The 22865-nt window shown below is 58.7% G+C and carries 21 protein-coding genes and 1 pseudogene; 19 read left to right on the top strand and 3 right to left on the bottom strand.

All coding sequences use genetic code 11. The features are described from left to right. Positions 1-124 precede the first annotated feature (124 nt). The 9 genes from arsS (at position 125) to IPP88_22305 (ending at position 9893) form a co-directional block, all read left to right on the top strand. Positions 125-1126 carry an arsenosugar biosynthesis radical SAM protein ArsS gene (arsS, locus tag IPP88_22345; protein MBL0125296.1) on the top strand — a complete coding sequence of 334 codons (1002 nt, stop codon included), beginning with the start codon at positions 125-127 and terminating at the stop codon, positions 1124-1126. Positions 1127-1234: 108 nt separating this feature from the next. Continuing rightward, a complete protein-coding gene (locus tag IPP88_22340; GenBank protein MBL0125295.1) occupies positions 1235-2194 on the top strand; it encodes a hypothetical protein in 960 nt (319 codons plus the stop codon). Positions 2195-2295: 101 nt separating this feature from the next. Further along, a complete protein-coding gene (locus tag IPP88_22335; GenBank protein ID MBL0125294.1) occupies positions 2296-3447 on the top strand; it encodes a patatin-like phospholipase family protein in 1152 nt (383 codons plus the stop codon). A 37-nt stretch (positions 3448-3484) separates the two neighbouring features. Continuing rightward, positions 3485-5722, top strand: a complete 2238-nt coding sequence (locus IPP88_22330) for an FAD-dependent oxidoreductase (GenBank protein MBL0125293.1) — start codon at positions 3485-3487, stop codon at positions 5720-5722. Between the two features lie 30 nt (positions 5723-5752). Next, on the top strand, positions 5753-6571 hold the full coding sequence (locus IPP88_22325; protein MBL0125292.1) for a DUF547 domain-containing protein: 819 nt from the start codon (positions 5753-5755) through the stop codon (positions 6569-6571). Between the two features lie 132 nt (positions 6572-6703). After that, positions 6704-7384 carry a TIGR04283 family arsenosugar biosynthesis glycosyltransferase gene (locus tag IPP88_22320; GenBank protein ID MBL0125291.1) on the top strand — a complete coding sequence of 227 codons (681 nt, stop codon included), beginning with the start codon at positions 6704-6706 and terminating at the stop codon, positions 7382-7384. Next, positions 7374-8009 (top strand): TIGR04282 family arsenosugar biosynthesis glycosyltransferase, encoded by a 636-nt coding sequence (locus IPP88_22315; GenBank protein MBL0125290.1) that lies wholly within the window; start codon positions 7374-7376, stop codon positions 8007-8009. The genes IPP88_22320 and IPP88_22315 overlap by 11 nt, the downstream gene beginning before the upstream one ends. Beyond that, the gene (locus IPP88_22310) at positions 8006-8743 is read left to right on the top strand and encodes a DUF3047 domain-containing protein (GenBank protein ID MBL0125289.1); all 738 of its coding nucleotides are present in this window, start codon (positions 8006-8008) and stop codon (positions 8741-8743) included. The genes IPP88_22315 and IPP88_22310 overlap by 4 nt, the downstream gene beginning before the upstream one ends. 40 nt (positions 8744-8783) lie before the next feature. After that, complete coding sequence (locus IPP88_22305; GenBank protein ID MBL0125288.1) at positions 8784-9893, top strand: FAD-dependent oxidoreductase; 1110 nt, start codon at positions 8784-8786, stop codon at positions 9891-9893. 523 nt (positions 9894-10416) lie between these two features. Here the strand turns inward: IPP88_22305 and rph are convergent. From rph to IPP88_22290, 3 genes and pseudogenes are all read right to left on the bottom strand, one after another. Continuing rightward, complete coding sequence (rph, locus tag IPP88_22300) at positions 10417-11139, bottom strand: ribonuclease PH (protein ID MBL0125287.1); 723 nt, start codon at positions 11137-11139, stop codon at positions 10417-10419. 95 nt (positions 11140-11234) lie between these two features. Continuing rightward, the gene (locus IPP88_22295) at positions 11235-12146 is read right to left on the bottom strand and encodes a serine/threonine-protein phosphatase (protein MBL0125286.1); all 912 of its coding nucleotides are present in this window, start codon (positions 12144-12146) and stop codon (positions 11235-11237) included. A gap of 139 nt (positions 12147-12285) precedes the next feature. Continuing rightward, a pseudogene (locus IPP88_22290) lies at positions 12286-13249 on the bottom strand (serine/threonine protein kinase). A 180-nt stretch (positions 13250-13429) separates the two neighbouring features. Here IPP88_22290 and IPP88_22285 point away from each other — a divergent pair. From IPP88_22285 to IPP88_22240, 10 genes are all read left to right on the top strand, one after another. Then, positions 13430-14293, top strand: coding sequence for a YicC family protein (locus tag IPP88_22285; GenBank protein MBL0125285.1), 864 nt, complete (start codon positions 13430-13432; stop codon positions 14291-14293). Positions 14294-14312: 19 nt separating this feature from the next. After that, positions 14313-14912 carry a guanylate kinase gene (gmk, locus tag IPP88_22280; GenBank protein MBL0125284.1) on the top strand — a complete coding sequence of 200 codons (600 nt, stop codon included), beginning with the start codon at positions 14313-14315 and terminating at the stop codon, positions 14910-14912. A 97-nt stretch (positions 14913-15009) separates the two neighbouring features. After that, positions 15010-15234: a DNA-directed RNA polymerase subunit omega gene (locus IPP88_22275; protein ID MBL0125283.1), complete on the top strand. Its 225-nt coding sequence runs from the start codon at positions 15010-15012 to the stop codon at positions 15232-15234. Positions 15235-15515: 281 nt separating this feature from the next. After that, the gene (locus tag IPP88_22270) at positions 15516-17597 is read left to right on the top strand and encodes a bifunctional (p)ppGpp synthetase/guanosine-3',5'-bis(diphosphate) 3'-pyrophosphohydrolase (GenBank protein MBL0125282.1); all 2082 of its coding nucleotides are present in this window, start codon (positions 15516-15518) and stop codon (positions 17595-17597) included. Continuing rightward, positions 17594-17989, top strand: a complete 396-nt coding sequence (locus tag IPP88_22265; protein ID MBL0125281.1) for a RidA family protein — start codon at positions 17594-17596, stop codon at positions 17987-17989. The genes IPP88_22270 and IPP88_22265 overlap by 4 nt, the downstream gene beginning before the upstream one ends. Before the next feature lie 35 nt (positions 17990-18024). After that, positions 18025-20133, top strand: coding sequence for an ATP-dependent DNA helicase RecG (gene recG / locus IPP88_22260; GenBank protein ID MBL0125280.1), 2109 nt, complete (start codon positions 18025-18027; stop codon positions 20131-20133). 8 nt (positions 20134-20141) lie between these two features. Next, positions 20142-20693, top strand: coding sequence for a chorismate lyase (locus tag IPP88_22255; protein ID MBL0125279.1), 552 nt, complete (start codon positions 20142-20144; stop codon positions 20691-20693). Between the two features lie 148 nt (positions 20694-20841). Next, positions 20842-21492, top strand: a complete 651-nt coding sequence (locus tag IPP88_22250) for a phosphoribosylanthranilate isomerase (GenBank protein MBL0125278.1) — start codon at positions 20842-20844, stop codon at positions 21490-21492. A 4-nt stretch (positions 21493-21496) separates the two neighbouring features. Then, on the top strand, positions 21497-22360 hold the full coding sequence (gene ubiA, locus IPP88_22245; GenBank protein MBL0125277.1) for a 4-hydroxybenzoate octaprenyltransferase: 864 nt from the start codon (positions 21497-21499) through the stop codon (positions 22358-22360). 44 nt (positions 22361-22404) lie between these two features. Next, positions 22405-22865 (top strand): acetyl-CoA C-acyltransferase (locus IPP88_22240; GenBank protein ID MBL0125276.1); only part of this gene is annotated, 461 nt, incomplete at its 3' end.

The following is a 22865-nucleotide window of genomic DNA, read 5'->3' as shown; positions in this document are numbered from 1 at the left end:
CTGTAAGTTCCGCCCAGGCGTCGCGACTTATTGCGGGCAAGTGATGGTCGAATCCGGTTTTCCGGATTCGACGCAGGAATTTGTATCCTCTATCATCGATGTCAATCCTTCCTGGAAAATTCTCATGAACCAAACTCTCCACCTGATGAAATCGCGCGGCTTTCCGCACCTTCGTCGCAAGACGCTGGAGACGCTGCAGGTCAATCTCGGCTACAAGTGCAACCAGGCGTGTTTTCACTGCCACGTCAACGCGAGTCCGGACCGCAAGGAAATGATGTCGTATGAAACGGTCGGTGAAGTCATCGCCTACATGCGCGCCGCACGAATCGGTACGCTGGACCTGACCGGCGGCGCGCCCGAACTGAATCCCCATTTTCGCGAACTGGTGTGCGCGGCGCGCGCGATGGATGTGCGCGTGATTGACCGCTGCAACCTCACTATCCTTGAAGAACCCGGCTTTGAAGACTTGGCGGGATTCCTGGCCGCGCAACAGGTTGAGGTAAGTGCCTCGCTGCCGTGCTACTCGCAGGAAAACGTTGACAAGCAGCGCGGCGAGGGCGTGTTCGACAAATCGATTGCCGGCCTGAAGAAACTCAATGCGCTGGGCTATGGCAAGCCTGGCAGCGGCCTTGTTTTGAATCTGGTGTACAACCCGCAGGGGCCAAAGCTGCCGCCCGCGCAGGAAGCGCTTGAAGCCGATTACCATCGCCTGCTCCATGAGAATTTCGGCATCGTCTTCAATCACCTGTTCACCATCACCAACATGCCGATCCAGCGCTTTGGCTCGACGCTGATTTCCAAGGGGCAGTTCGAACCCTACATGGATTTGCTGGTGGCGTCGTTCCAGTCGCATAACCTCGACAGCGTGATGTGCCGTTCGCTGCTGTCGGTCGACTATCTTGGCTATGTGTACGACTGCGATTTCAATCAGATGCTCGGCCTGCCGCTGCAACATGCGGGGCGCCTGAAAACGCATCTGCGCGATTTGATGGGGACAGATCTGCTCGGCAACCCGATTGTGGTGAAGGACCATTGCTATGGCTGCACGGCGGGGCAGGGTTCGTCCTGCGGCGGCGCACTGGATGCGGACGGCAATGTCGAGCGCGCGCTTGCGGCGGCGGAATAGCAAACCCTAGCACTGGCGGCGGGTTACAGCCATTTATGCCTTGAACGCCGCGCCAGTGCTTGAGTTTGCAGCCTGTTCGCCAAAAAACTTCGTCATGCAAGCCGCTCAATGACCCCCGGCCGCGCCTGCCCGCTCCACTATCGCTACGCCCCCTCGTCCTTTGTGCGGGCCGCGGACGTTCATGCTGAAACGATCTACGTCATCGGCGGACTCTACGGCAACGTACTGGCCCTGCATGCGATTCTGCAACTTGCCGCCGCCGAACCGATACGGCCGACGCTGATTTTCAATGGCGACTTCAACTGGTTCAATATCGATGCGGCATCGTTTGAAATCATCAATGGCGAAGTACTGAAACATGTCGCCTTGCGCGGCAACGTAGAAACCGAGCTTGCGCCCGATGCCGACGACGCGGGCTGCGGGTGCGCGTATCCGGATTATGTCGATGATGCGGATGTCGAGCGTTCAAACCAGATCATGCGCACATTGCGCCGCACGGCGAAAGCGTTTCCGGCACTGGCGAGCGCCGTATCGGCGCTGCCGATGACGGCCGTCGCCGAAGTGGGCGGACAGCGCATCGGTATTGTTCACGGCGACGTCGAGTCACTTGCCGGTTGGCGATTCGCCCACGATGCCTTGCATGAACAACGGAACGTGGATTGGCTGCATCAAGTTTGCGAAAGCGCGAACCTGGCCGGCTTCGCGTCCAGCCACACCTGCCTGCCGACCTTCCGGCGTTTTGTGCAGGACGATCGTCCACACTTCGTCATCAACAATGGCGCAGCCGGCATGCCGAATTTTTCGCATACTCAATATGGCCTCATTTCACGGCTGTCGGTGCATCCTGCAAGCGATGGGCTTGTGCAATACGGCGGCATGATCGGCGGCGTTCATATCGATGCGATTCCTGTGCATTACGATGCAGCCACATTCCAGCAGGCGTTTCTCGCCAACTGGCCTGAAGGTTCGCCCGCGCATCACTCGTATTTCCATCGCATCACGCACGGCCCGGCCTACGCCGCAGCAAACGCTCTTGGTCTGATTCGTGCCCCCTCCGTTTGTGCATAGGGCGCTTGCCGCAAATCGCCCGGCGAGTCGATAAACGCTTGCCGTTGTCACTCGCCGGGTATACCGTTCGAACTCACTCATTTTCCCATCAGGACGCTGGCATGCCCCGCAAATCACCTGCCCCCCGCGCACGCAAGCCCGCCGCCGCCACCGCCACAACCAAGACCATCAACCTCGCCCTGCAAGGCGGCGGCGCGCACGGTGCGTTTGCCTGGGGCGTGCTGGATTACCTGCTGGAGGACGGGCGCCTGATTTTTGATGGCATTTCCGGCACCAGCGCAGGATCCATGAATGCGGTCGTTCTCGCCTATGGATTGCATATCGGTGACGGGCCCGGCGCGCGCACCGCGCTGGAAAATTTCTGGAAAGCTGTCTCCGTGGCGGGCCAAAAGTATTCTGTCGTAAGGGCATGGCCGTGGGAGCGACACATGGGGGACTGGAACAACGACAACGGCGTGTTGTTCCAGATATTCAAAGCCATGACCAATACCTTTTCCCCTTATCAGCTCAATCCGTCGAATTTCAATCCGCTGCGCGATCTCCTGAATGAACAGGTGGATTTTGCGGAGCTGAACACGTGCACGAAAACCAAGCTCTTTCTCTCCGCCACCAACGTGCAGACCGGTAACGTCAGAATATTCGGCACGAAGGAAATCACGGCGGACGCGGTGATGGCGTCGGCCTGCCTGCCGTTTCTTTATCAGGCGGTCGAGATTGACGGTCACAGTTATTGGGACGGCGGATACATGGGCAACCCCGCGCTGTTCCCGCTGTTTTACGAAACCGATACGCGGGACGTGCTGATCGTGCATATCAACCCGATCGTGCGCGACAGCACACCGACGACGCCACATGAAATCGACGACCGGGTGAACGAGATCAGCTTCAATTCGTCGCTCATCAAGGAGTTTCGTGCCATCGCCTTTGTCCAGAAATTGCTCGACGAAGGCTGGCTGAAAGACGAATATCGTGATCAGATGAAATACGTGCTGATCCACTCGTTGCGGGCGGACAACGTGCTGGCCGACTTGTCGTCGGCGAGCAAGCTTTGCACCGAGTGGGGATTTTTGACCGCCTTGCGCGATCGCGGACGCGAGGCCGCCAAACAATGGCTTGACCAGCACTATGACGATGTCGGTGTGCGCCAGACCGTTGACCTGCGCGCGGAATTTCTCAATAGCGGTAGCGAAATGAAGGCCCGCAATCCCATCGCCGCCACCAACAGCCCCAAACGCAAGCGCGCATCCAGATAGTGCCGGGACGCGTATTGGTTAATCCCCAGGGAGCAACATGAAGAAAAGCAAAATAATTGTCGTCCTGATCGTCGTCGCGCTGATCGCGGCGTTTTTCGTTTTCGATCTTGGCAGATATTTCAGCCTTGACTATTTCAAGAGCCAGCAGGCGGCGATCGATGCGTATTACCAGACGCATCGGTTTGAGACCATTGCCGCCTTTCTCGCCATCTACATCACGGCGATTGCCGTCTCGCTGCCCGGCGCCACGGTGCTGACACTCGCCGCGGGCGCAATATTCGGCCTGCTCGCCGGCACCATCATTGTGTCGTTCGCCTCCAGCATCGGCGCCACGCTCGCGTTTCTGGTGTCGCGTTTTGTACTGCGCGACTCCGTGCAGCGCAAGTTCGCCGACAAAATGAAGCCAATCAACGATGGCGTGGCGAGGGAGGGCGGTTTCTATTTGTTTACGCTGCGGCTGGTGCCCGCATTCCCGTTCTTCCTGATCAATCTCGTCATGGGCCTCACCACCATGAAGACCTGGACCTTTTACTGGGTCTCGCAGATTGGAATGTTGCTCGGCACCATTGTTTACGTGAATGCCGGCACCGAACTCGCCAAGATCACGTCGCTGAAAGGTATTCTTTCACCAGGCCTGATTGGCGCATTTGTGCTGCTGGGCATTTTTCCGCTCATCGCCAAGAAAATCATCGACGGCATCAAGGCGCGCAAGATCTACGCGAAGTGGCCGAAGCCAACACATTTCGATCGCAATGTGGTCGTGATCGGCGGCGGCTCGGCGGGCCTCGTCACCAGCTACATCGCGGCGGCGGTCAAGGCCAAGGTGACGCTGGTTGAGAGACACCAGATGGGCGGCGATTGCCTGAATACCGGCTGCGTCCCGTCAAAGGCGCTGATCCGCTCCGCGAAACTTCTCAATCATATTTCGCGTGCCAAGGAGTTCGGCATCGCGTCAGCGAGCGCGCAGTGGGATTTCGCCGACGTGATGGAGCGGGTGCAAAAGATCATTGCCGACATTGAGCCGCACGATTCCGTCGCCCGTTATTCCAGCCTCGGCGTGGATTGCGTGAAAGGCACGGCCAAAATCCTCTCGCCGTGGGAAGTGGAAATCAGTCGCGAAGACGGCGGCACGCAAAAGCTCACGACGAAGAACATTGTCATCGCCGCCGGTGCGCGCCCCTTTCTGCCGCCGATTCCCGGGCTGGCCGAGGCCAATCCGCTGACCTCAGACAACATCTGGAATATCCGCAAATTGCCGAAGCGCCTGGTCGTGCTGGGCGGTGGGCCGATCGGTTCGGAACTCACGCAGTGTTTCGCCCGCTTCGGCTCGCAAGTCACGCAAATTGAAATGGCGCCGCGCATCATGATCCGCGAGGACGTTGAAGTCTCGGCAATGGTCAAAGCCAAGTTCGAGGCCGAAGGTGTGAGCGTGCTCGTGAACCACAAAGCCAAGCAGGTCGTGGTCGAAAACGGCGAGAAATTCCTGGTCGTTGAACATGAGGGTGCCGACAAACGCATCGCCTTCGACGAGATTCTCTGCGCGGTTGGCCGCATCGCCAACACCAAAGGCTACGGGCTGGAAGAGTTGGGCATTCCCGCGCAAAAGGTCGTCGAGGTGAACGACTACCTGGAGACGATTTACCCCAACATCTTCGCTTGCGGCGACGTGGCGGGTCCATACCAGTTCACCCATACTGCCGCGCACATGGCGTGGTTCGCCTCGGTCAACGCCCTGTTCGGCAAGTTCAAGAAATTCAAGGTCGATTACTCGGTGGTGCCTTGGGCCACGTTTACCGATCCGGAAGTCGCGCGCGTCGGCATCAATGAACAGGAAGCGAAGGAAAGAAACATCGCGCACGACGTGCACGTCTACGGCATTGACGATCTTGACCGCGCCATTGCCGACGGCGAAGCGCACGGCTTCGTGAAGGTCATCACGCCGAAAGGCTCCGACAAGATTCTTGGGGCCACCATCGTCGGTGAGCACGCGGGTGACCTGCTGGTGGAATTCGTGGCGGCGATGAAGCACGGCTTTGGGCTGGAAGGCATTCTTGGCACGATTCACACCTATCCGACGATGGGTGAGGCCAACAAGTACGCAGCAGGCGTGTACAAGCGCTCGACGGCAACCGTGGGCAAGCTCGCCGTAGCGAAGGCGCTCAATGACTGGACGCGAGGCGAGGGCAGCTTTGGCAGCGTGCTCGGCAAGGCCATCTCGCTCGTTGTTTCGCCGGACAATACGCCGGCGTATCCGAAGGAAGCGCTGCATCCTTAGTGACGCAACAGATCTGGAGACAGACTCATTATGAAGAATCTCGCACTTGCGTTAGCGGCAATGCTTTTCGCCTCAATCTCCTCCGCTCAATCCTTTGATCACTCGCACGCTGCATTCAATTTGTTGCTGAAAAAGCACGTGGTGGTGATCGACGGCGGCAAGGTGTCAAAAGTGAGATACGCCGAACTGAAGAAAGACCAGCCACAGCTAAAGACCTATCTCGATTCGCTGTCGAAAGTCACCGAAGCCGAATTCAATATCTGGACCAAGCCGCAACAGATGGCCTTGCTCATCAACGCTTATAACGGCTTCACGCTGGAATTGATCCTGCAGAACTATCCGGTGAAGTCGATCAAGGACATTGGCGGCGTATTCGACAATCGCTGGAAACGAAAATTTTTCAAGCTGCTGGGGCAGGATGCGTTTCTCGACAAAATTGAGCACGAGATCCTGCGCAAGCCCGGTGCCTACAACGAAGTACGCGTGCACTATGCGGTGAATTGTGCGTCGATCGGTTGCCCGCCGCTCCGCGAAGAGGCCTTCGTGGCAGACCGCCTCGACAAGCAACTGGAAGAGCAGGCGGTGCGTTTCCTGTCGGATCGTTCGCGCAATCGATACGCGAATGGCAAGCTCGACGTATCGAAGATCTTTGATTGGTTCAAGGAAGACTGGGCGAGCGGCTACACCGGCTTCGACGGCAAAACGCCGGCGATCAAATCGCGCGAAGATTACTTTGCCCGCTATGCCAAACAACTGGCCGATTCGCCGGCGGATCAGCAGAAGATTGCCGACGGCAAAGTGCCGATTTCGACTCTGGACTACGACTGGAATTTGAACGGGGCGAATTAGGCAGGCAAGCAGTATAGATTTGCGAAACCCCAGCACGGGCGCGCCTTGCAGGGCCTTTATGCCCCGTAGAGCCCGCCCGTGCTAGGGTTTTATGCACATCACCCATGCCGGGCGCCTCGATACAATGATGTCATGCAGCTTTCCGTCGTCATCCCCGCCCTCAATGAGGCCGCCAGTATTCTTGCGACGCTTGCGCCCTTGCAAGTCATGCGTTCACGTGGCGCCGAAGTCATTCTGGCTGACGGTGGCAGCGTCGATGCGACGAGGCAAATTGCCGCACCGTTCGTCGATTGCATTGTCGACAGCGCAAAAGGCCGCGCTCGCCAAATGAACGCCGGCGCCGCAGTGGCATCGGGCGACGCGCTATTGTTTCTGCATGCGGATTCAAGGCTGCCTGAGGCGGCGGATCGGCGGATTCTCGAGGCGCTCGATGTGCGGAAACCGACCTGGGGCCGCTTCGATGTCGCGATTGCCGGGTCGCATCCCCTGCTGCCGGTCATCGCCTGGTTCATGAATCTGCGCTCGCGTCTCACCGGCATTGCCACCGGTGACCAGGGCATTTTCATGACGCGCGCCGCTTTTGAACGAATTGGCGGTTTCCCCGACCAACCGTTGATGGAGGATATTGAAATCTGCAAACGCCTGAAGAAAATTGATTCACCGGCGTGCCTGCGCGAAAAAGTAGTCACCTCCGGCCGGCGCTGGGAAAAGCAGGGCGTCGGGCGAACGATTCTGCTGATGTGGTGGCTGCGTCTGCGATACTGGATGGGTGCCTCCCCCGCCGAAATTCACCGCGCCTACCATGGAAAATAAGTGCTGCATCATTGTTTATGCCAAGGCACCGGTTCCGGGCGAGGTAAAGACCCGTCTGTCGCCTGCGCTTGATGTTGAAGCCGCGGCACTGCTGCACGCCGCGCTGGTCGAACGTGCGTTGACGATTGCGCAGGATAGCGGCCTCGTCCACGGTGAATTGTGTTGTGCGCCGGATACGACACACAGTTTTTTTCAGACCTGCGCGGAAGATTTTGGAGTGACGCTGGCTGCGCAGGGCCAGGGGAATCTGGGCGAACGCATGCTGGGAACGCTCACGCGGGCGCTGCAATCGCACGATGCGGCGATCATCATCGGCGCCGATTGTCCGGCGTTGACCGGCAGGCACGTTGCCGCGGCCGCACGGGCGCTGGCTGACCATGATGTGGTGCTCACGCCGGCGGAGGATGGGGGCTACGTGCTCATCGGCGCGCGTCGCGTTGCGGGCGCCATGTTCGATGGAGTCGATTGGGGCACGCTCAACGTACTGGAACAGCAGCGCCGGCAGCTGCAGGCCTGCGGGCTCTCGTGGCACGAGATGGAGACGCTCTGGGATGTGGATCGCCCGGATGATTTGCCGCGCCTCCGGACCCTGAAGCCGGCACTGGAATTCTTCTGGCCGACATGAAGATCCGCTTGCACCTGTTGTGGCTGTGCCTGCTTCCGATGTTCGCGTTGGGCGCCGATGCGCCGCCGCTATTTTCGTCACTGAAGCCGGGACAGGCGCTGCCGAAGGAATTGCGCATCATTACCTTGCCGAAAATTGCCCACAACAAATTTTCGCTGGTGGCGGACGAGGGCAAGACCGTGCTGCGCGTCGATTCCGACAACAGTGCCGGCAGCGTGGGTATTCCCCTTACCTTGTCAGGGGTGCCGGGTGGGGCTTCAAGCAATGACACGACGTTGCAATGGCGCTGGAAGATCGACCGCATGCTCGAGAAAGCGGACATGGACCACAAGCTGGGGGATGACTTCGCGGCGCGGGTATACGTATTTTTCGATGTGCCATTGGAATCGCTGCCATTCATGGATCGGAGCAAAATCAGGATCGCACGCATGGTGGCTGGCGCAGATGTGCCCACCGCGGCCTTGTGTTACGTGTGGGACAACCAGCACCGGATCGGCCACACGGCATGGAGCCCGTATACCAATCGCGTGCGCAAAATCGTCCTGCAAAGCGGACCGGCGCGCGTAGGCCAATGGATGGCCGAATCGCGCGATGTGGCGGCTGATTTTCGTGAAGCCTTTGGGTTCGAGCCCCCAGCGGTGACGGGGGTGGCGATTGGCAACGACTCCGATAACACCGACGACCATGTCACGACCTGGTTCGGTGACGTCAGCTTTGTCGGCAAGACGCGATGATTCGCTCGCCCATCCATTGTCTTTGCCGGATCAATCGCAAATGAAAAAACTCGTATTGCTCGGCGGCGGCCACGCCCACGTGCATGTTCTGAAAGCGCTCGGTGACGCGCACTTTACGGACGTCGAACTGACGCTGATTTCACCGTACGCACGCCAAGTGTATTCAGGCATGCTGCCCGGGTGGGTGGCAGGACACTATACGATCGACCAGTGCGTGATTCCCCTGGCGCCGCTGTGCCGCGCCGCGCAAGCGAATTTTCTCAACACCGCAGGCACGCATATCGACTTGCAGCGGCGCGTGGTGCATTGCATCAATGGTGCGGAAGTTCCCTTCGATGTGTTGTCGATCGATACCGGGCCGATGGCCAACACGGCGGTCATTCCCGGCGCAGGCAAGTACGCAGTACCGGTACGACCGATCGAATCGTTCATCGACGCTTTTGCCTTGATCGAGCACGACGTGATGGCACGCCATTACGAAGGAAAACCAACTGCAATCACTTTTGTCGGCGCCGGTGCGGCGGGTATCGAACTGGCATTGTCGATGCAGCAGGCGTTTCGCGCATTCAATGTGACTTTCACGCTCATCTCCGCGGCCAATACCCTGCCCGGCAGTGTCGGCGTGCGCCTTTCGCGCATGCTTGTCAGCCGCGGCTTTTGCGTGCTCAACGGCAAGATCGCTGACCACATCGAGTCGGAACGTGTGCACTTGCAAACGGGAGAAAGCATCGAGGCCAATCACATCATTGTCTCCACAGGCGCCTCGGCAGCCGAGTGGCCGCGTGCCTCCGGCCTCCGGACCGATGAGGCCGGATTCATTCTCGTCGATGAGCACCTGCAGTCCCTTTCCCATCCCGGCGTCTTCGCCGCCGGCGATTGCGCGACGATGCTGAATCACGCCCGGCCGAAGTCGGGTGTTTATGCGGTGCGGGCGGGGCCACCGCTCGCGGAAAATTTGCGGCGGTGTTTGATGGGTGAGAGGCTGAAGAAATATGTGCCGCAGGAACGCTCACTCTATCTGATCAGTACCGGGGATCGATATGCGATTGGATCGTGGGGGAGTTTCGCGTGGGAAGGGAAGTGGGTATGGCGGTGGAAGGATCGGATTGATCGTGGGTTTATGGGGAAGTATTCGTTGTCGAATTCCTGATGCGTTGACATGGAACACAAGCACTGGTCAGGTGTTTGGCGGCATTTCTGTCTGGAGGGCCCGCCAGTGCTGGAGTTTGGCGTATCCATTGTGCCGTCATTCCCGTGCAGACGGGAATCCAAGTTTCGTAAAAGACCACCGCCCTTCTCTATGCTACGACGGGAAGTAAGGGGTCGCCTGGTATGACAGCCGCCGAGAAAATCTAAACTCGTCTACCTTGGTGTGTCACATGACCCATTGAATGATCTTGCTGACGGGCCAGAATATTCCGTCTGTGCGCTTGCACGCACAAACATGCCCACGCTGAGCGATATCCGACTTTAGCGATTCTTGGCATGCCGGAAGAGTTTCGTAGGCCCTCTCAACAAAACCATCTACTTTGCAATACGCGGTGATTTCTGGAGCGGATAGTAGTCCAAGGCTGTCCCAGGCCAACACTACGAGCGCAAAAAGTGCAGCGACCAAACTCAGGGCAAAAATTGGAAGTAGAACGATCCTTGGAAGCCTAACCTCTACACCGCTTTTAACCTAAACCCAACGCCCTCCTCTGCTCCCCAATCAACTCCCCAACCCCCTTTCCCGCCAACGCCACCAGCAAATCCATGTCCTCCCGAGAAAATGGCACCCCTTCCGCCGTTCCCTGAATCTCCACAAATTTCCCCGCTCCCGTCATCACCACATTCATGTCGGTCTCGCAGGAAGAGTCCTCGATATAGTCGAGATCCAGGATCGCCCCGTCCGCGCCAATCCCGACTGATACGGCCGCGATCGAGTCGATGATTGGGCTCTCCTTGATCAAGCCCTTCGCCAGCAGCACACTCACCGCGTCATGCAACGCGACATAAGCACCAGTGATCGACGCGCAGCGCGTCCCGCCATCAGCTTGCAGCACGTCGCAGTCGATGGTGATCTGGCGCTCACCGAGCTTTTTCAGGTCGATCACGCAACGCAACGAGCGGCCGATGAGGCGCTGGATTTCCTGGGTGCGGCCGCTTTGTTTGCCGCGTGCGGCTTCACGATCCGAGCGGGTATGCGTGGAGCGCGGCAGCATGCCGTATTCAGCCGTCACCCAACCTTCGCCGCTACCTTTTTTATGCGGGGGCACGCGCTCTTCGATGCTGGCGGTACATAGCACCTTGGTATCGCCCATCGCGATCAGCACCGAGCCTTCGGCATGCTTCGTGAAGTGGCGGGTGATAGCGAGGGTGCGGAGTTGATTGGCGGCGCGATTATTGGTGCGGGGCATGATTTTCCGATTCTGGTTGTGCCACAGGAATGGCCTGGCACCGCCTGCAATTCGCTGGCGCTGCCGGACAGGAACAGGCTTTTACGCTGGCGTGATTACTTCGAAACCTTCTTGATCGCGTTCTGGATCTCGTCGATCGCCTTCTGTATGTCGGCGTCGGAGATTTCGTCCTTTACTGACGAAAGGTGCTGCGTGGTATTCAAGGCCGAGGTGGTGAAACCCTGCATCGGCTCGGTGACCGTGACGGTGGCGGGAGGCTCCTCGTCTTCCTGATGTTCCCAGGTGAGACCGATAACCGAAATGTTGTCGGACTCGGCGCCGGCTTTGCGTTCAGCTTCTTCCATCAATTTTGGTACGAGGTCCAGCAGGCTTTCCCGTGCCAGCTTGGCGGCGATGAAGTCGGCGCTGAGCTGCGCCCAGAAGCCGTCGGTGGAAAGAAGAATGGTGTCGCCGACCTTGAGCGTACATTCCGCGGAGTGGGTCACAAGTGGCGGCAATACACCGCCCACGCAGTTGTAGATCTTGTTGCGATCCGGATGCACGGCCGCCTGCGCGAGTGTGATGACGCCGGACTCGATCAATTGTTGCACCCGGGAATGATCGGTCGTGCTTAGCTCGAGCTTGCCATCGCGAATCAGATACAGGCGCGAATCGCCGGAGTGGGCCCAGCAGGCCTTGCCATTTTGCACGATGCAGGCGACGACCGTGGTGCGCGGGCACTCCAGCATGTCGTGCTGATCGGCAAAGGCGACGATGGCGCGGTGGGCGGAATGAATGGCGGACTCGAGAAATTCTTTCGGTCTCCGCAGCGTGGTCCGCGCCTCCTGTTGAAAGCGGTCGGTCATGGTGTTGACGGCAATTTCCGCGGCGATCTCGCCGCGTGCGTGACCGCCCATGCCATCGGCAATGACCATCAGCAGCACGTCCTTTGAATACGAATACGCAAGCCGGTCCTGATTGACCTTGCGGCCGCCGATGACACTGTCCTGGAAGATGGTGAATCGCATTATCGAATTCCCCCACCGGCAAACGCTCCATCCCGGGCCGGCGATAGATGGCGAACGCCGCGAATGCGCACGAATTTATCCGGCTTCATGATTTCAAGAAACTGGTACCTTGCCATTCTTGCCGAACATTTCATATCCGTCAGAAAATCTTCCTGTTCAGCGTTTTCTTCAGGCGGCCGGCAAGGCTATGGACCGTTTCATCCATCTGTACCGCATCGGCATCCTCTTTCACGTCCTTCATCAGTGCTTTCTGCAATTCGAAGGCGGTTTGAGGGCGCGCCAGATGATCCAGTTTCAGACACCGGTCGATGATGTCATACATGTCTTCCGAATAACCGTGCCGCGCCAATTCACGCACGGGAATCATCTGGTCGTCTTTTTCTCGTTCATTGGTTGGCTGCGGGTGTATGCCGGTGACGCAGGTGTACATAGTGGCGCCTACGGCGTAGATGTCAGACCACGGACCAAGTTGATCTAGATTGCGATACTGCTCGGGCGCCGCGTAGCCGGCGGTATACATCGGGCGCAACTTGGGCGCATCCGAGGTGAGCGCCTGCCGGGCCGCGCCGAAATCCAGCAACACAGGTTTGCCTTCCATCGTGATGTAGATGTTTGCGGGTTTGATATCGAGGTGCAACAATTTCTTGGCGTGCACTTCACGCAGGCCATTCAGCAAATGCGTAAACATGCGACGGATGAAGCTCTCCAGTGAATTCGTGGCGATGCCGTTGCACGTGGAATTGCAGCGTGCGACCGCGCACATATTGCATGACCATATAAACAGTTTCGTTGGCGCGGAAGAAATTCTCCACCCCCACAACGTTAGGGTGTGAAATTGTCGCCAGCGCGCGGCCCTCTTCAAAAAAACACTTCAGGCCGTGCCGGAACACCGCCAGATTTTCGTCGGAATTGATTTTGACCTCCGCGCCGTCCGCGCGGATCACCAGCGCGGCGGGCAGGTATTCCTTGATCGCGACCGGCGTACCGTTTTCATCCTTTGCCAGATACACGATCGAAAACCCGCCCGAGGACAGCAGCTTTTCGATGGTGTAGTTGTTGAGTTGATAGCCGTCGGGTAACGGCTGGTTGGATTGCGTCGACATGGTTTGGTGGAACGGATTGGAACCTTTGCGCGCCGGGACGCAGAATCGCTACGTTATAATTGTCCGGTCTTGTCCAAGCCTTGTAAAGGCAGGGTGCCGGTCCTCCATTGTGCCGGAAGCTCCCTGAATCGGCAGCGTCGGCCGGTTTAAATTTATCAATCAACCTATCCAGCGGCCCCTATGATCAAAAGCATGACCGGATTTGCCGCCGTGAGCGGCGAAGTGCCCGGCGGACGTTTCGCGCTGGAATTGAAATCGGTCAATCACCGCTATCTGGAGTTCCAGACCCGCATGCCGGAAGATTTGCGCGGCCATGAGCCGCAAATGCGCGAACTGGTTGCGGCGGCCCTCACGCGCGGCAAGGTCGATTGCCGCATCACTTTCGCGCCGGTCGCGACGCGCGAGTCGTTCGCTCCAAACCAGGAGGCGCTGATGGTGCTGGCCGAAACCCAGAAGCAGATTCTGGCGAAGGTTGATGCGACACCGCTATCCGTGTGGGAAATCATGCATGCGCCTGGCGTGATGTCAGCCGAAGCGCTGGGAACCGATGCGGCCAAGGATGCGTTACTGGCATTGCTGAAAAAAGCCATCGAGGAACTCAATGCCACGCGCGGACGCGAAGGCGAGAAACTGGCGGTACTCATCAATGAGCGCCTGACCCGCATCGAAGAGTTGGTGAAGCAGGTCACGCCGTTGATTCCCGGTCTGGTCGCGGCGTACCAGGAAAAGCTCGCGCAAAAACTGGTGGATGCCATGGCCGGCAGCGCCAGCGATGAACGGCTCAAACAGGAAGTGGTGCTGTTTGCCTCGCGCATCGATGTGGCGGAGGAATTGAACCGGCTCAGCACGCATGTCTCGGAAGTGCGGCGCGTACTGAAGGCGGGAGGCGCGGTTGGCAAGCGCCTCGATTTCCTGATGCAGGAACTGAATCGCGAATCAAATACGCTGGGCTCAAAGTCTGTTTCGACCGATGCGACCAACGTGTCGATCGAACTCAAGGTGCTGATTGAGCAGATGCGCGAGCAGATACAGAATATTGAATAGGTAGCGGATTGAATAGCCCATGAACGGCTGCCTTTACGTTGTCGTTGCCCCTTCTGGCGCGGGTAAGTCCACGCTCGTGAATGCCTTGCTGGAGCGAGAACCCGACATTGGGCTGTCGATTTCCTACACCACGCGCCCGCCGCGTCCGGGCGAGGTGTCGGGCCGCGAGTATTTTTTTGTCAGTCCGGCAGAATTCCAGGCGATGGTCGCGCGCGGCGACTTTCTGGAGCACGCCGAGGTCTACGGCAACTGGTACGGGACGTCCCGGCGCTGGATCGAGAAAACCCGCGCTTCAGGTTCTGATGTGGTACTGGAAATCGATTGGCAGGGCGCACGCGCGGTAAAAGCTTTATTCCCGGATATGACCTTTATTTACATCCTGCCACCGTCCATTGAGGTGTTGCGCCAGCGTCTGGTCAAGCGCGGCAAGGACGCGAAAGAGGTCATTGAACGGCGCCTCGCGGAAGCGCGTGAGGACTTAAATCACGTTCACGAAGCGGATTATGTTATTATTAATGAAGACTTTAGCATCGCTTTGCTGGATTTGCAGTCGGTCGTTCGCGCCTTGCGTTTGACGGCTGCCCGGCAGTTAAAGCTTCACGCTCAGCTCCTTTGCTAGTTCAGTACACAGTTCGTTTCTACACTTCTGAAGACACCGCACCACCTGAACGTCAGGCGGCGTGGTTTGTTTTCTCGCGAAAAACCGGGGTTACCAGATGGCACGCATTACCGTTGACGATTGCATCAAATTCATACCGAACCGTTTCGAACTGACGCTGGTGGCAACCGCCCGCGCCCGGCAGCTTGCGCTGGGTTCGGCGCCTTATGTTGAGGCGGGCAAGGACAAGCCTTGCGTGACGGCGCTACGTGAAATCGCCGCCGGCCGAGTTGGCACCGAGATCCTGCTGCCACCCGCGCCGCCCGTGCCCGCCGAGATGTAACCTCGGGCTACAGGCTGCCAATGGAAGGATGAGTCGTCATGGCGAATCTCACCCCTTCATCCGGTCGCTCGCATCCGCCTGAACGCGGCATACGCGGCGCGCATGCCGCGCGCAGCGATGACCCTGCAAACAAGATAGCCCCAACCGCCCCGGATGCAAAACCGGTCGCGGTGCTGCTGGTTGAGGCCAATCACGTCGACGACCATGCGGTCGCCCTAAGAGAACTGATTTCCACCTATCTCAAGCCTGCCGACCTGGAAAAGGTCGAGGCGGCGCGGGAAATGGCCACCATTGCGCACGAAGGGCAATTCCGGCAATCCGGCGAGCCCTATATCACTCATCCGTTGGCGGTCGCGAAAATTCTGGCGCGCTGGCATCTCGATCCGCAGGCGCTGATCGCGGCACTGCTGCACGATGTGGTGGAAGACACGCCCACCACCAAGGCAGACATATCCAAGAAGTTCGGCAAGGCAGTCGCCGAGCTGGTCGATGGAGTCTCCAAACTGGACAAGCTCCAGTTCGCCACGCTCGAAGAGGCGCAGGCAGAAAACTTTCGCAAGATGCTGCTGGCCATGGCGCGCGATGTGCGCGTCATCCTCATCAAACTGGCGGACCGCCTGCATAACATGCGCACGCTCGGCGCCGTGCATCCGTCCAAGCAGGAACGGGTAGCGAAAGAGACGTTGGAAATTTACTCGCCGATTGCAAATCGCCTGGGGTTGAGCGGGCTCTATTACGAATTCGAGGACCTGGGTTTCAAGTATTTGCATCCGCGGCGTTTTTCAGTGCTCGAAAAGGCGGTCAAAAGCGCGCGCGGCAATCGCCGTGAAGTGGTCGGCAAAATACTTGATGCCATTACGAACCGCCTCAAGGAGTTTGGCGTGGAGGCAACGGTGACCGGCCGCGAAAAATACCTGTCGTCGATCTACAAAAAAATGCAGGAAAAGCGCATCTCGTTTTCCGAAGTGCTGGATATCTACGGCTTTCGTATCGTCGCGAAAGATGTTGGCGCCTGCTACCTCGCGCTAGGGGCGTTGCACACGCTTTACAAGCCGTTTCCCGGCAAGTTCAAGGATTACATCGCGCTGCCCAAAACGAACGGCTATCAATCGCTGCACACCACGTTGTTCGGCCCGTATGGCACGCCGGTGGAACTGCAGATCCGCACGGCCGACATGCACAAGATCGCCGAAGCCGGCGTGGCCGCGCACTGGATGTACAAGACGCTTGAGTCCGAGGATGGGCAACTGTCCGACATGCAGCAAAAGACCCACCAGTGGCTGCAATCACTGCTCGAAATTCAATCCGGCAGCGGCAATGCGCTGGAGTTTCTTGAGCACATCAAGGTGGATCTGTTTCCCGATGAAGTGTATGTATTTTCGCCGCGAGGCAAGATCCATGCGCTGCGCAGGGGTTCGACGGCGGTTGATTTTGCCTATGCAATTCACTCCGATATCGGTAACCGCGCCGTGGCCGCGCGGATCGATGATGAGAGTGTCCCGCTATCAACGGCCCTGAAAAACGGTGACCGCGTTGAAATCATCACAGACGAAACCGGCCGCCCCAGTCCTGCTTGGCTGAACTACGCCACAACTGGCCGTGCCCGCTCGCAGATTCGTCACTACCTGAAGACCATGCAGCAATCGGAATCGGTCGAGCTTGGCGAATTGCTGCTGATCCAGGCGGTGCGCTCATTAAATTTTGATCCCAACGATATCGGCAGGATTCACTGGAGCCGGCTGCTGAAGGGCGATAGCGCCAAAAACAAGGAAGGCGTTCTGTCGGAAATCGGACTGGGAAAACGCCTCGCGATCGTTGCGGCCCGAAAGCTGTTTGCAGTCTCTGACCTGGTCTCACCCGAGCATCGGCAGCGCGACGCCATCACCATTCGCGGCACCGAGGACATGGCCGTGGAGTTTGCCCAGTGTTGCCGGCCGATTCCCGGCGACCCAATCCTCGCGCAGATCAAGGGCGGCCAGGGACTCATCATTCATACCCACGACTGCCTGGCGATTCATCCTTTCAAATATGATCCGGAAAAGTGGGTGGACGTGCAATGGGATCCGCATATTGATCGCCTGTTCAAGGTCGATATTCGCATCACCGTCACCGATCGCCGCGGTGTGCTCGGCAAGCTGGCGGCGGAGATCGCGGTGGCGGAATCGAACATTACGCAGGTACACATGGGTGATGCCAGCGCCAGCGCCGAGCAGAAATATGTGGTCATCCAGTTCACGCTCGACGTGCGAAATCGCGTGCATCTGGCGAGTGTATTGCGGCGGCTGCGAAGCATGCCGGAAGTCGTGCGAATTACGCGTGTAAAATCCGGAACGTCAAAAGACAACAAGCCGAAGACCGAATGAAACAGATCATCGCTACTCCGCATGCGCCCGCCGCCATCGGCACCTATTCACAAGCCGTCAAGGTAGGCGATACCGTTTATCTCTCCGGCCAGATTCCGCTGGACCCCGCCACCATGCAGTTGTCCGATGATTTCGATAATCAGGTCAAGCGCGTGTTCGATAACCTGAAAGCGGTGTGCGAGGCCGCTGGTGGATCGCTCAACGACCTCGTCAAGGTTAACGTATACCTGATCGACCTGGGCCACTTTGCCAAGGTAAATGAAATTATGGCGACCTATCTCAGTCAGCCATATCCCGCCCGGGCAGCTGTCGGTGTCGCGTCACTGCCACGCGGCGCGCAAATCGAAATCGAAGGGGTGATGGTATTGACTTCCTCATCCGCCGCCAGCTAGTGCGGCAATACCCGTTGCCTACCTGAACCAGGCCATTGGCCACCAAATCCCCGAAAAAGCACTCTGGCAATGCCGCACCGGAAAAACGTGCAGCGGCCAGCTCACTTTCGTCAAGATTGGCCAAGTTGGGCCTTCGGGTTGAATGGGATTTTGCGCTGCATCTTCCCATCCGCTACGAAGACGAAACTCACATCACCCGGGTGCGCGATGCATTGCCCGGCGTGCCGTGCCAGATGGAAGCCGAGATCATCCACAGCGAAATCACCTATCGTCCCCGCCGGCAGCTGGTGGTGCAAGCAAAGGACGGCGACGAAGTCATCTATCTGCGTTTCCTGAATTTCTACGGTAGTCAGGTCAAGCAACTCGCGGTGGGCAGGCGGGTGCGATTGTTCGGTGAAGTGCGTCCGGGATTTTTTGGCGCGGAGATGGTGCATCCGCGCTATCACATGATCACAGAAGACGAGGCAGTGCCGGAAGCGTTGACGCCAGTGTATTCCACCACGGCGGGGCTCTCACAGATTCAATTGCGACGCTTGATCGAACGGGCGCTCGCGGCGTTGGAATCGCAACACCAATTCGATGATGCGGTGCCGGAAACCATACGGGCAAAGTTAGCCTTGCACGATTTCTCGCGCAGCGTACTGACGCTGCATCGTCCACCACCGAACGCGTCGCTGGCCAGTTTGGCCGAGCGCACGCATCCTGCTTGGCGCCGTATCAAGTTCGACGAACTGCTCGCGCAACAACTGGCGATGAAGAAAGCCCGCGCCGCGCGCGATGCCAAGTCAGCGCCGCGCCTGATCACAAAAAACAAGCTCACCGATGAACTGCGGAAATCACTGCCGTTTGCACTGACGGACGCGCAGGTTCGCACATGGAACCAGATCGCCGCTGATCTCGCCGCCCCGCATCCGATGCAACGCCTGCTGCAGGGCGATGTCGGCAGTGGCAAGACCATCGTGTCGGCGTTGGCGGCAGCCCAGGCGATCGACAACGGCTATCAGGCAGTGATCATGGCGCCGACCGAGATTCTGGCCGAGCAGCATTTTCGCAAACTGTCCGCGTTGCTGGCGCCGCTCGGCGTGACCGTCACGTGGCTCACTGGTAGCCTGAAGGCGAAGGAAAAGCGCGCAGCGATCGAAGACATCGCCAGCGGCAAGACGCAACTGGCGATCGGCACGCACGCACTGTTTCAGGATGGAGTGACCTTTGCCAAACTGGGGCTCACGGTCATTGACGAACAACATCGCTTCGGCGTCGGCCAGCGATTGGCTCTACGTGAGAAAGGCGAAGGCGGCAAGAACGGCGCCGCCGCCGCACAGGAACCCCATCAACTCATGATGAGTGCCACGCCGATCCCCCGCACATTGTCGATGAGCTATTTCGCGGATCTCGATGTGTCCGTAATCGATGAATTGCCACCCGGCCGCACGCCGATTCAGACCAAGCTATTGAGCGAATCGCGCCGCGACGACGTGCTGGCGCGTATCCGCGACGCCTGCCAGGAAGGCGCGCAAGCCTATTGGGTGTGCCCGCTGATCGAGGAATCGGAAACGCTGCAACTGAAAACGGCGATGGAGACATTCGAGACGCTGACCGCCGTCTTGCCCGATGTACGCGTCGGGCTGGTGCACGGCCGCATGAAGCCCGCCGAAAAACAGGACGTGATGAGTAAATTCCTCACCAACGAGATTCAGTTGCTGGTCGCAACCACCGTCATTGAAGTCGGCGTCGATGTCGCCAACGCGAGCCTGATGGTGATCGAACACGCCGAGCGCATGGGGCTCGCGCAGATGCACCAGTTACGCGGGCGCGTCGGACGCGGTACCAAGCACAGTACCTGTATCCTGCTCTACCAGAATCCATTGGGCGAGTTGGCCCGTGCGCGGCTGAAAGTGATTTATGAAAGCACCGACGGATTCGAGATCGCGCGCCAGGATTTGCAGTTGCGGGGTCCCGGCGAGCACTTGGGCGCGCGCCAGTCGGGCGCGCCGCTGTTGCGCTTCGCCGATATCGAGCACGACACTGACCTGCTGGAAGCCGCGCGTGATGCGGCGGCGTGGATGCTGAAGCACGCGCCGGAGAATGCCGAAAAACACCTCGCACGCTGGCTCGGCTCGCGCCAGTACTATCTGAAAGCATGAGAATCTGAATGAGAACCTTGCGGTTACTGCGACCTGATGCCTGGCACTCGATGCCGCCTTCGCATGGCGACGTTGAATTCGGCAAGCTCCATCCGTGGCTGACTTCCCGTGGTTCGCTGACCACACGTCTCATCGCCAATGTCGATCGATTCAATCTGGTGCGATTGATTCAGCGCGCGCAATTGCCAAACGTGGATGAGCGCCGCGAATTGGGTCTGCGCGATCGTGAACGTGCCATCGTTCGTGAGGTGTTGCTGCGCGACGCCGATACGCCGCTCGTATTCGCACATAGCATCGTCGCCCGCCGCGACCTCACCGGCGCATGGCGCGGACTATCGCGGCTCGGCAGCCGGCCGCTCGCCGAAATGCTGTTTCATGACACGGGTGTGACGCGCTTGCCGATGGAGTATCGAAAGATCGATGCGCGGCATCCCCTATATCGACGCGCAATGGAAGTCGCGCCATCCCACGCCCGATCGATCTGGGCACGTCGCAGCGTGTTTCTGAAGCAAGGGAGACCGCTGCTGGTGACCGAAGTATTTCTTGGTGGCTGGCCGTAAACTCCTGCATATTTCATCATCCCGGCGTTCGCCATGATGATGAAATAATTCGACAACGTTAACCGCCAAACACTAGCACCAGCGCGCCTTTCCTGCCATAAATGGCCTGACAAGCCCGCCCATGCTGGACTTTGATAGTATCAGCTCCATGACTCCTCGCGTCAAAATATGCTGCATCAGTTCCGCCGAAGAAGCCGCGCTTGCCGTGTCCTGTGGCGCGTCGGCTCTCGGATTGGTTTCCGCCATGCCCAGCGGGCCGGGCGTGATAGAGGAAGCGCAAATCGCCGAGATCATCCGCACGGTGCCGCCCGCGGTGGCCACATTTTTTCTCACATCGCGGCGCGATGCCGATGCGATCCTCGATCAGCATCATCGTTGCCGCCCCAACACATTGCAACTGGTCGATCACGTTGCCGAACGAGAGCTGATCAAGCTGCGACGAGCGTTGCCGGGTATAGCGCTGGTGCAGGTGATTCATGTGACAGGGCCGGAATCGATCGACGAGGCGCGCGCCATTGCGCCGCTGGTCGATGCGATCCTGCTTGATTCCGGAAACCAGAAGCTCGCGGTGAAGGAACTGGGTGGCACCGGGCGAACGCACGACTGGTCCATCAGCCGGAAAATTCGCGAGCAATGTGGTCGCCCCTTGTTTTTGGCGGGTGGGCTGAAGGCCGACAACGTGCGAGACGCTATCGATCAGGTGCAGCCGTTTGGCCTCGATTTGTGCAGCGGCGTACGCACCGATGGCAAGCTCGACGCATCAAAATTGCACGCGTTCTTTGCCGCGGCGAGAAAATAGCCGTATGTCCGAACGTCTAAAGCACTACATCGCGTTGACCCGTCTCAATCGGCCCATTGGCATCCTGCTGTTGCTGTGGCCGACGCTGTGGGCGCTGTGGATTTCATCCGCGGGCCACCCGGATGTCATTGTCCTCGTCGTGTTTGTGCTCGGCACGGTCCTGATGCGCTCCGCCGGCTGCGCGATCAATGACTATGCGGATCGCGATTTCGATGCGCATGTGAAGCGCACCGCCGGGCGCCCGCTGGCGGCGAAGAAAATATCGACGAAGGAGGCGCTTTCGGTCGCCGCGATACTCGCATTGATCGCGTTCCTGCTGGTGTTGTTGTTCCTGAACCGCCTCACGCTTTACCTTTCGTTTGCCGCACTGTTCCTCGCCATCAGCTATCCGTTCACAAAACGCTTTCTTGCCATGCCGCAGGCGTATCTGGGCATCGCCTTCGGCTTCGGCATTCCGATGGCCTTCGCCGCGCAGACCGGCAGCGTGCCTGCAATGGCGTGGTGGATGCTGCTGGCCAACATTTTCTGGACACTGGCCTACGATACTGAATACGCAATGGTGGATCGCGACGACGACGTCAAGATTGGCATCAAGACCACTGCGCTGCTGTTTGGCCGCTATGACGTGGCCATCGTCATGGCTTGCTACGCTGCCATGCTGGCGATACTCGTTGCTATCGGCAATGCGGTCGGCTTGGGGTGGCCGTATTTCACCGGCTTGGTCGTCGCATGCGGCATCGCGTTATTTCACTACACGCTTATTCGCGAGCGCCAACGCGAACAGTGCTTCAAAGCGTTTCTGCACAACAACTGGCTGGGCTTCGCAGTGTTTTGCGGCGTGATGGTTGACTACGCGGTGCGGAAATAGTCGCGGCGTAGAATGTTTTTCCCCCTTCCAACCGGATCTATTCCATGACCCCGTCGCCCGTCTATCTCGTCCCCGGCCTGCGCACGCCGTTCTGCAAAGTCGACGGCCCGCTCAAAGACTTTGACGCCATCCAGATGTCGGTGCCGGTCGCGCAGGCGATGGCGAATATTGCGAGACCCGATCTGATGATTTGGGGAGCAGTGATACCCAGCCTGCGGTGGAGCAACATCGCCCGCGAAGTGCTGATGGACGCGAAGCTCGATGCCACGATTCCGGCCTACTCCACTGTGCAGGCGTGTTCAACTTCGATGGTTGGCGTGTTTGAAGCGGCCGGCATGCTCTCCAATCACGCGCCGCTGGCGATGGTCGGCGGCGTGGAGGCGATGAGCCAGGTGCAGATCGGCCTGACGCAGGGGCTATCGAACTGGCTGCGGGCGGTCATCCAGGCGCGCACGTTGGGTCAACGCCTCGATGCGATCACCAGCATCACATTCAGGGACATCAA

The organism is Betaproteobacteria bacterium, assembly GCA_016720925.1.
Lineage (GTDB): Bacteria > Pseudomonadota > Gammaproteobacteria > Burkholderiales > Usitatibacteraceae > UKL13-2.
Note: the sequence above shows the minus strand (reverse complement) of the source record. Positions and strands in the feature narration are given on the sequence as shown.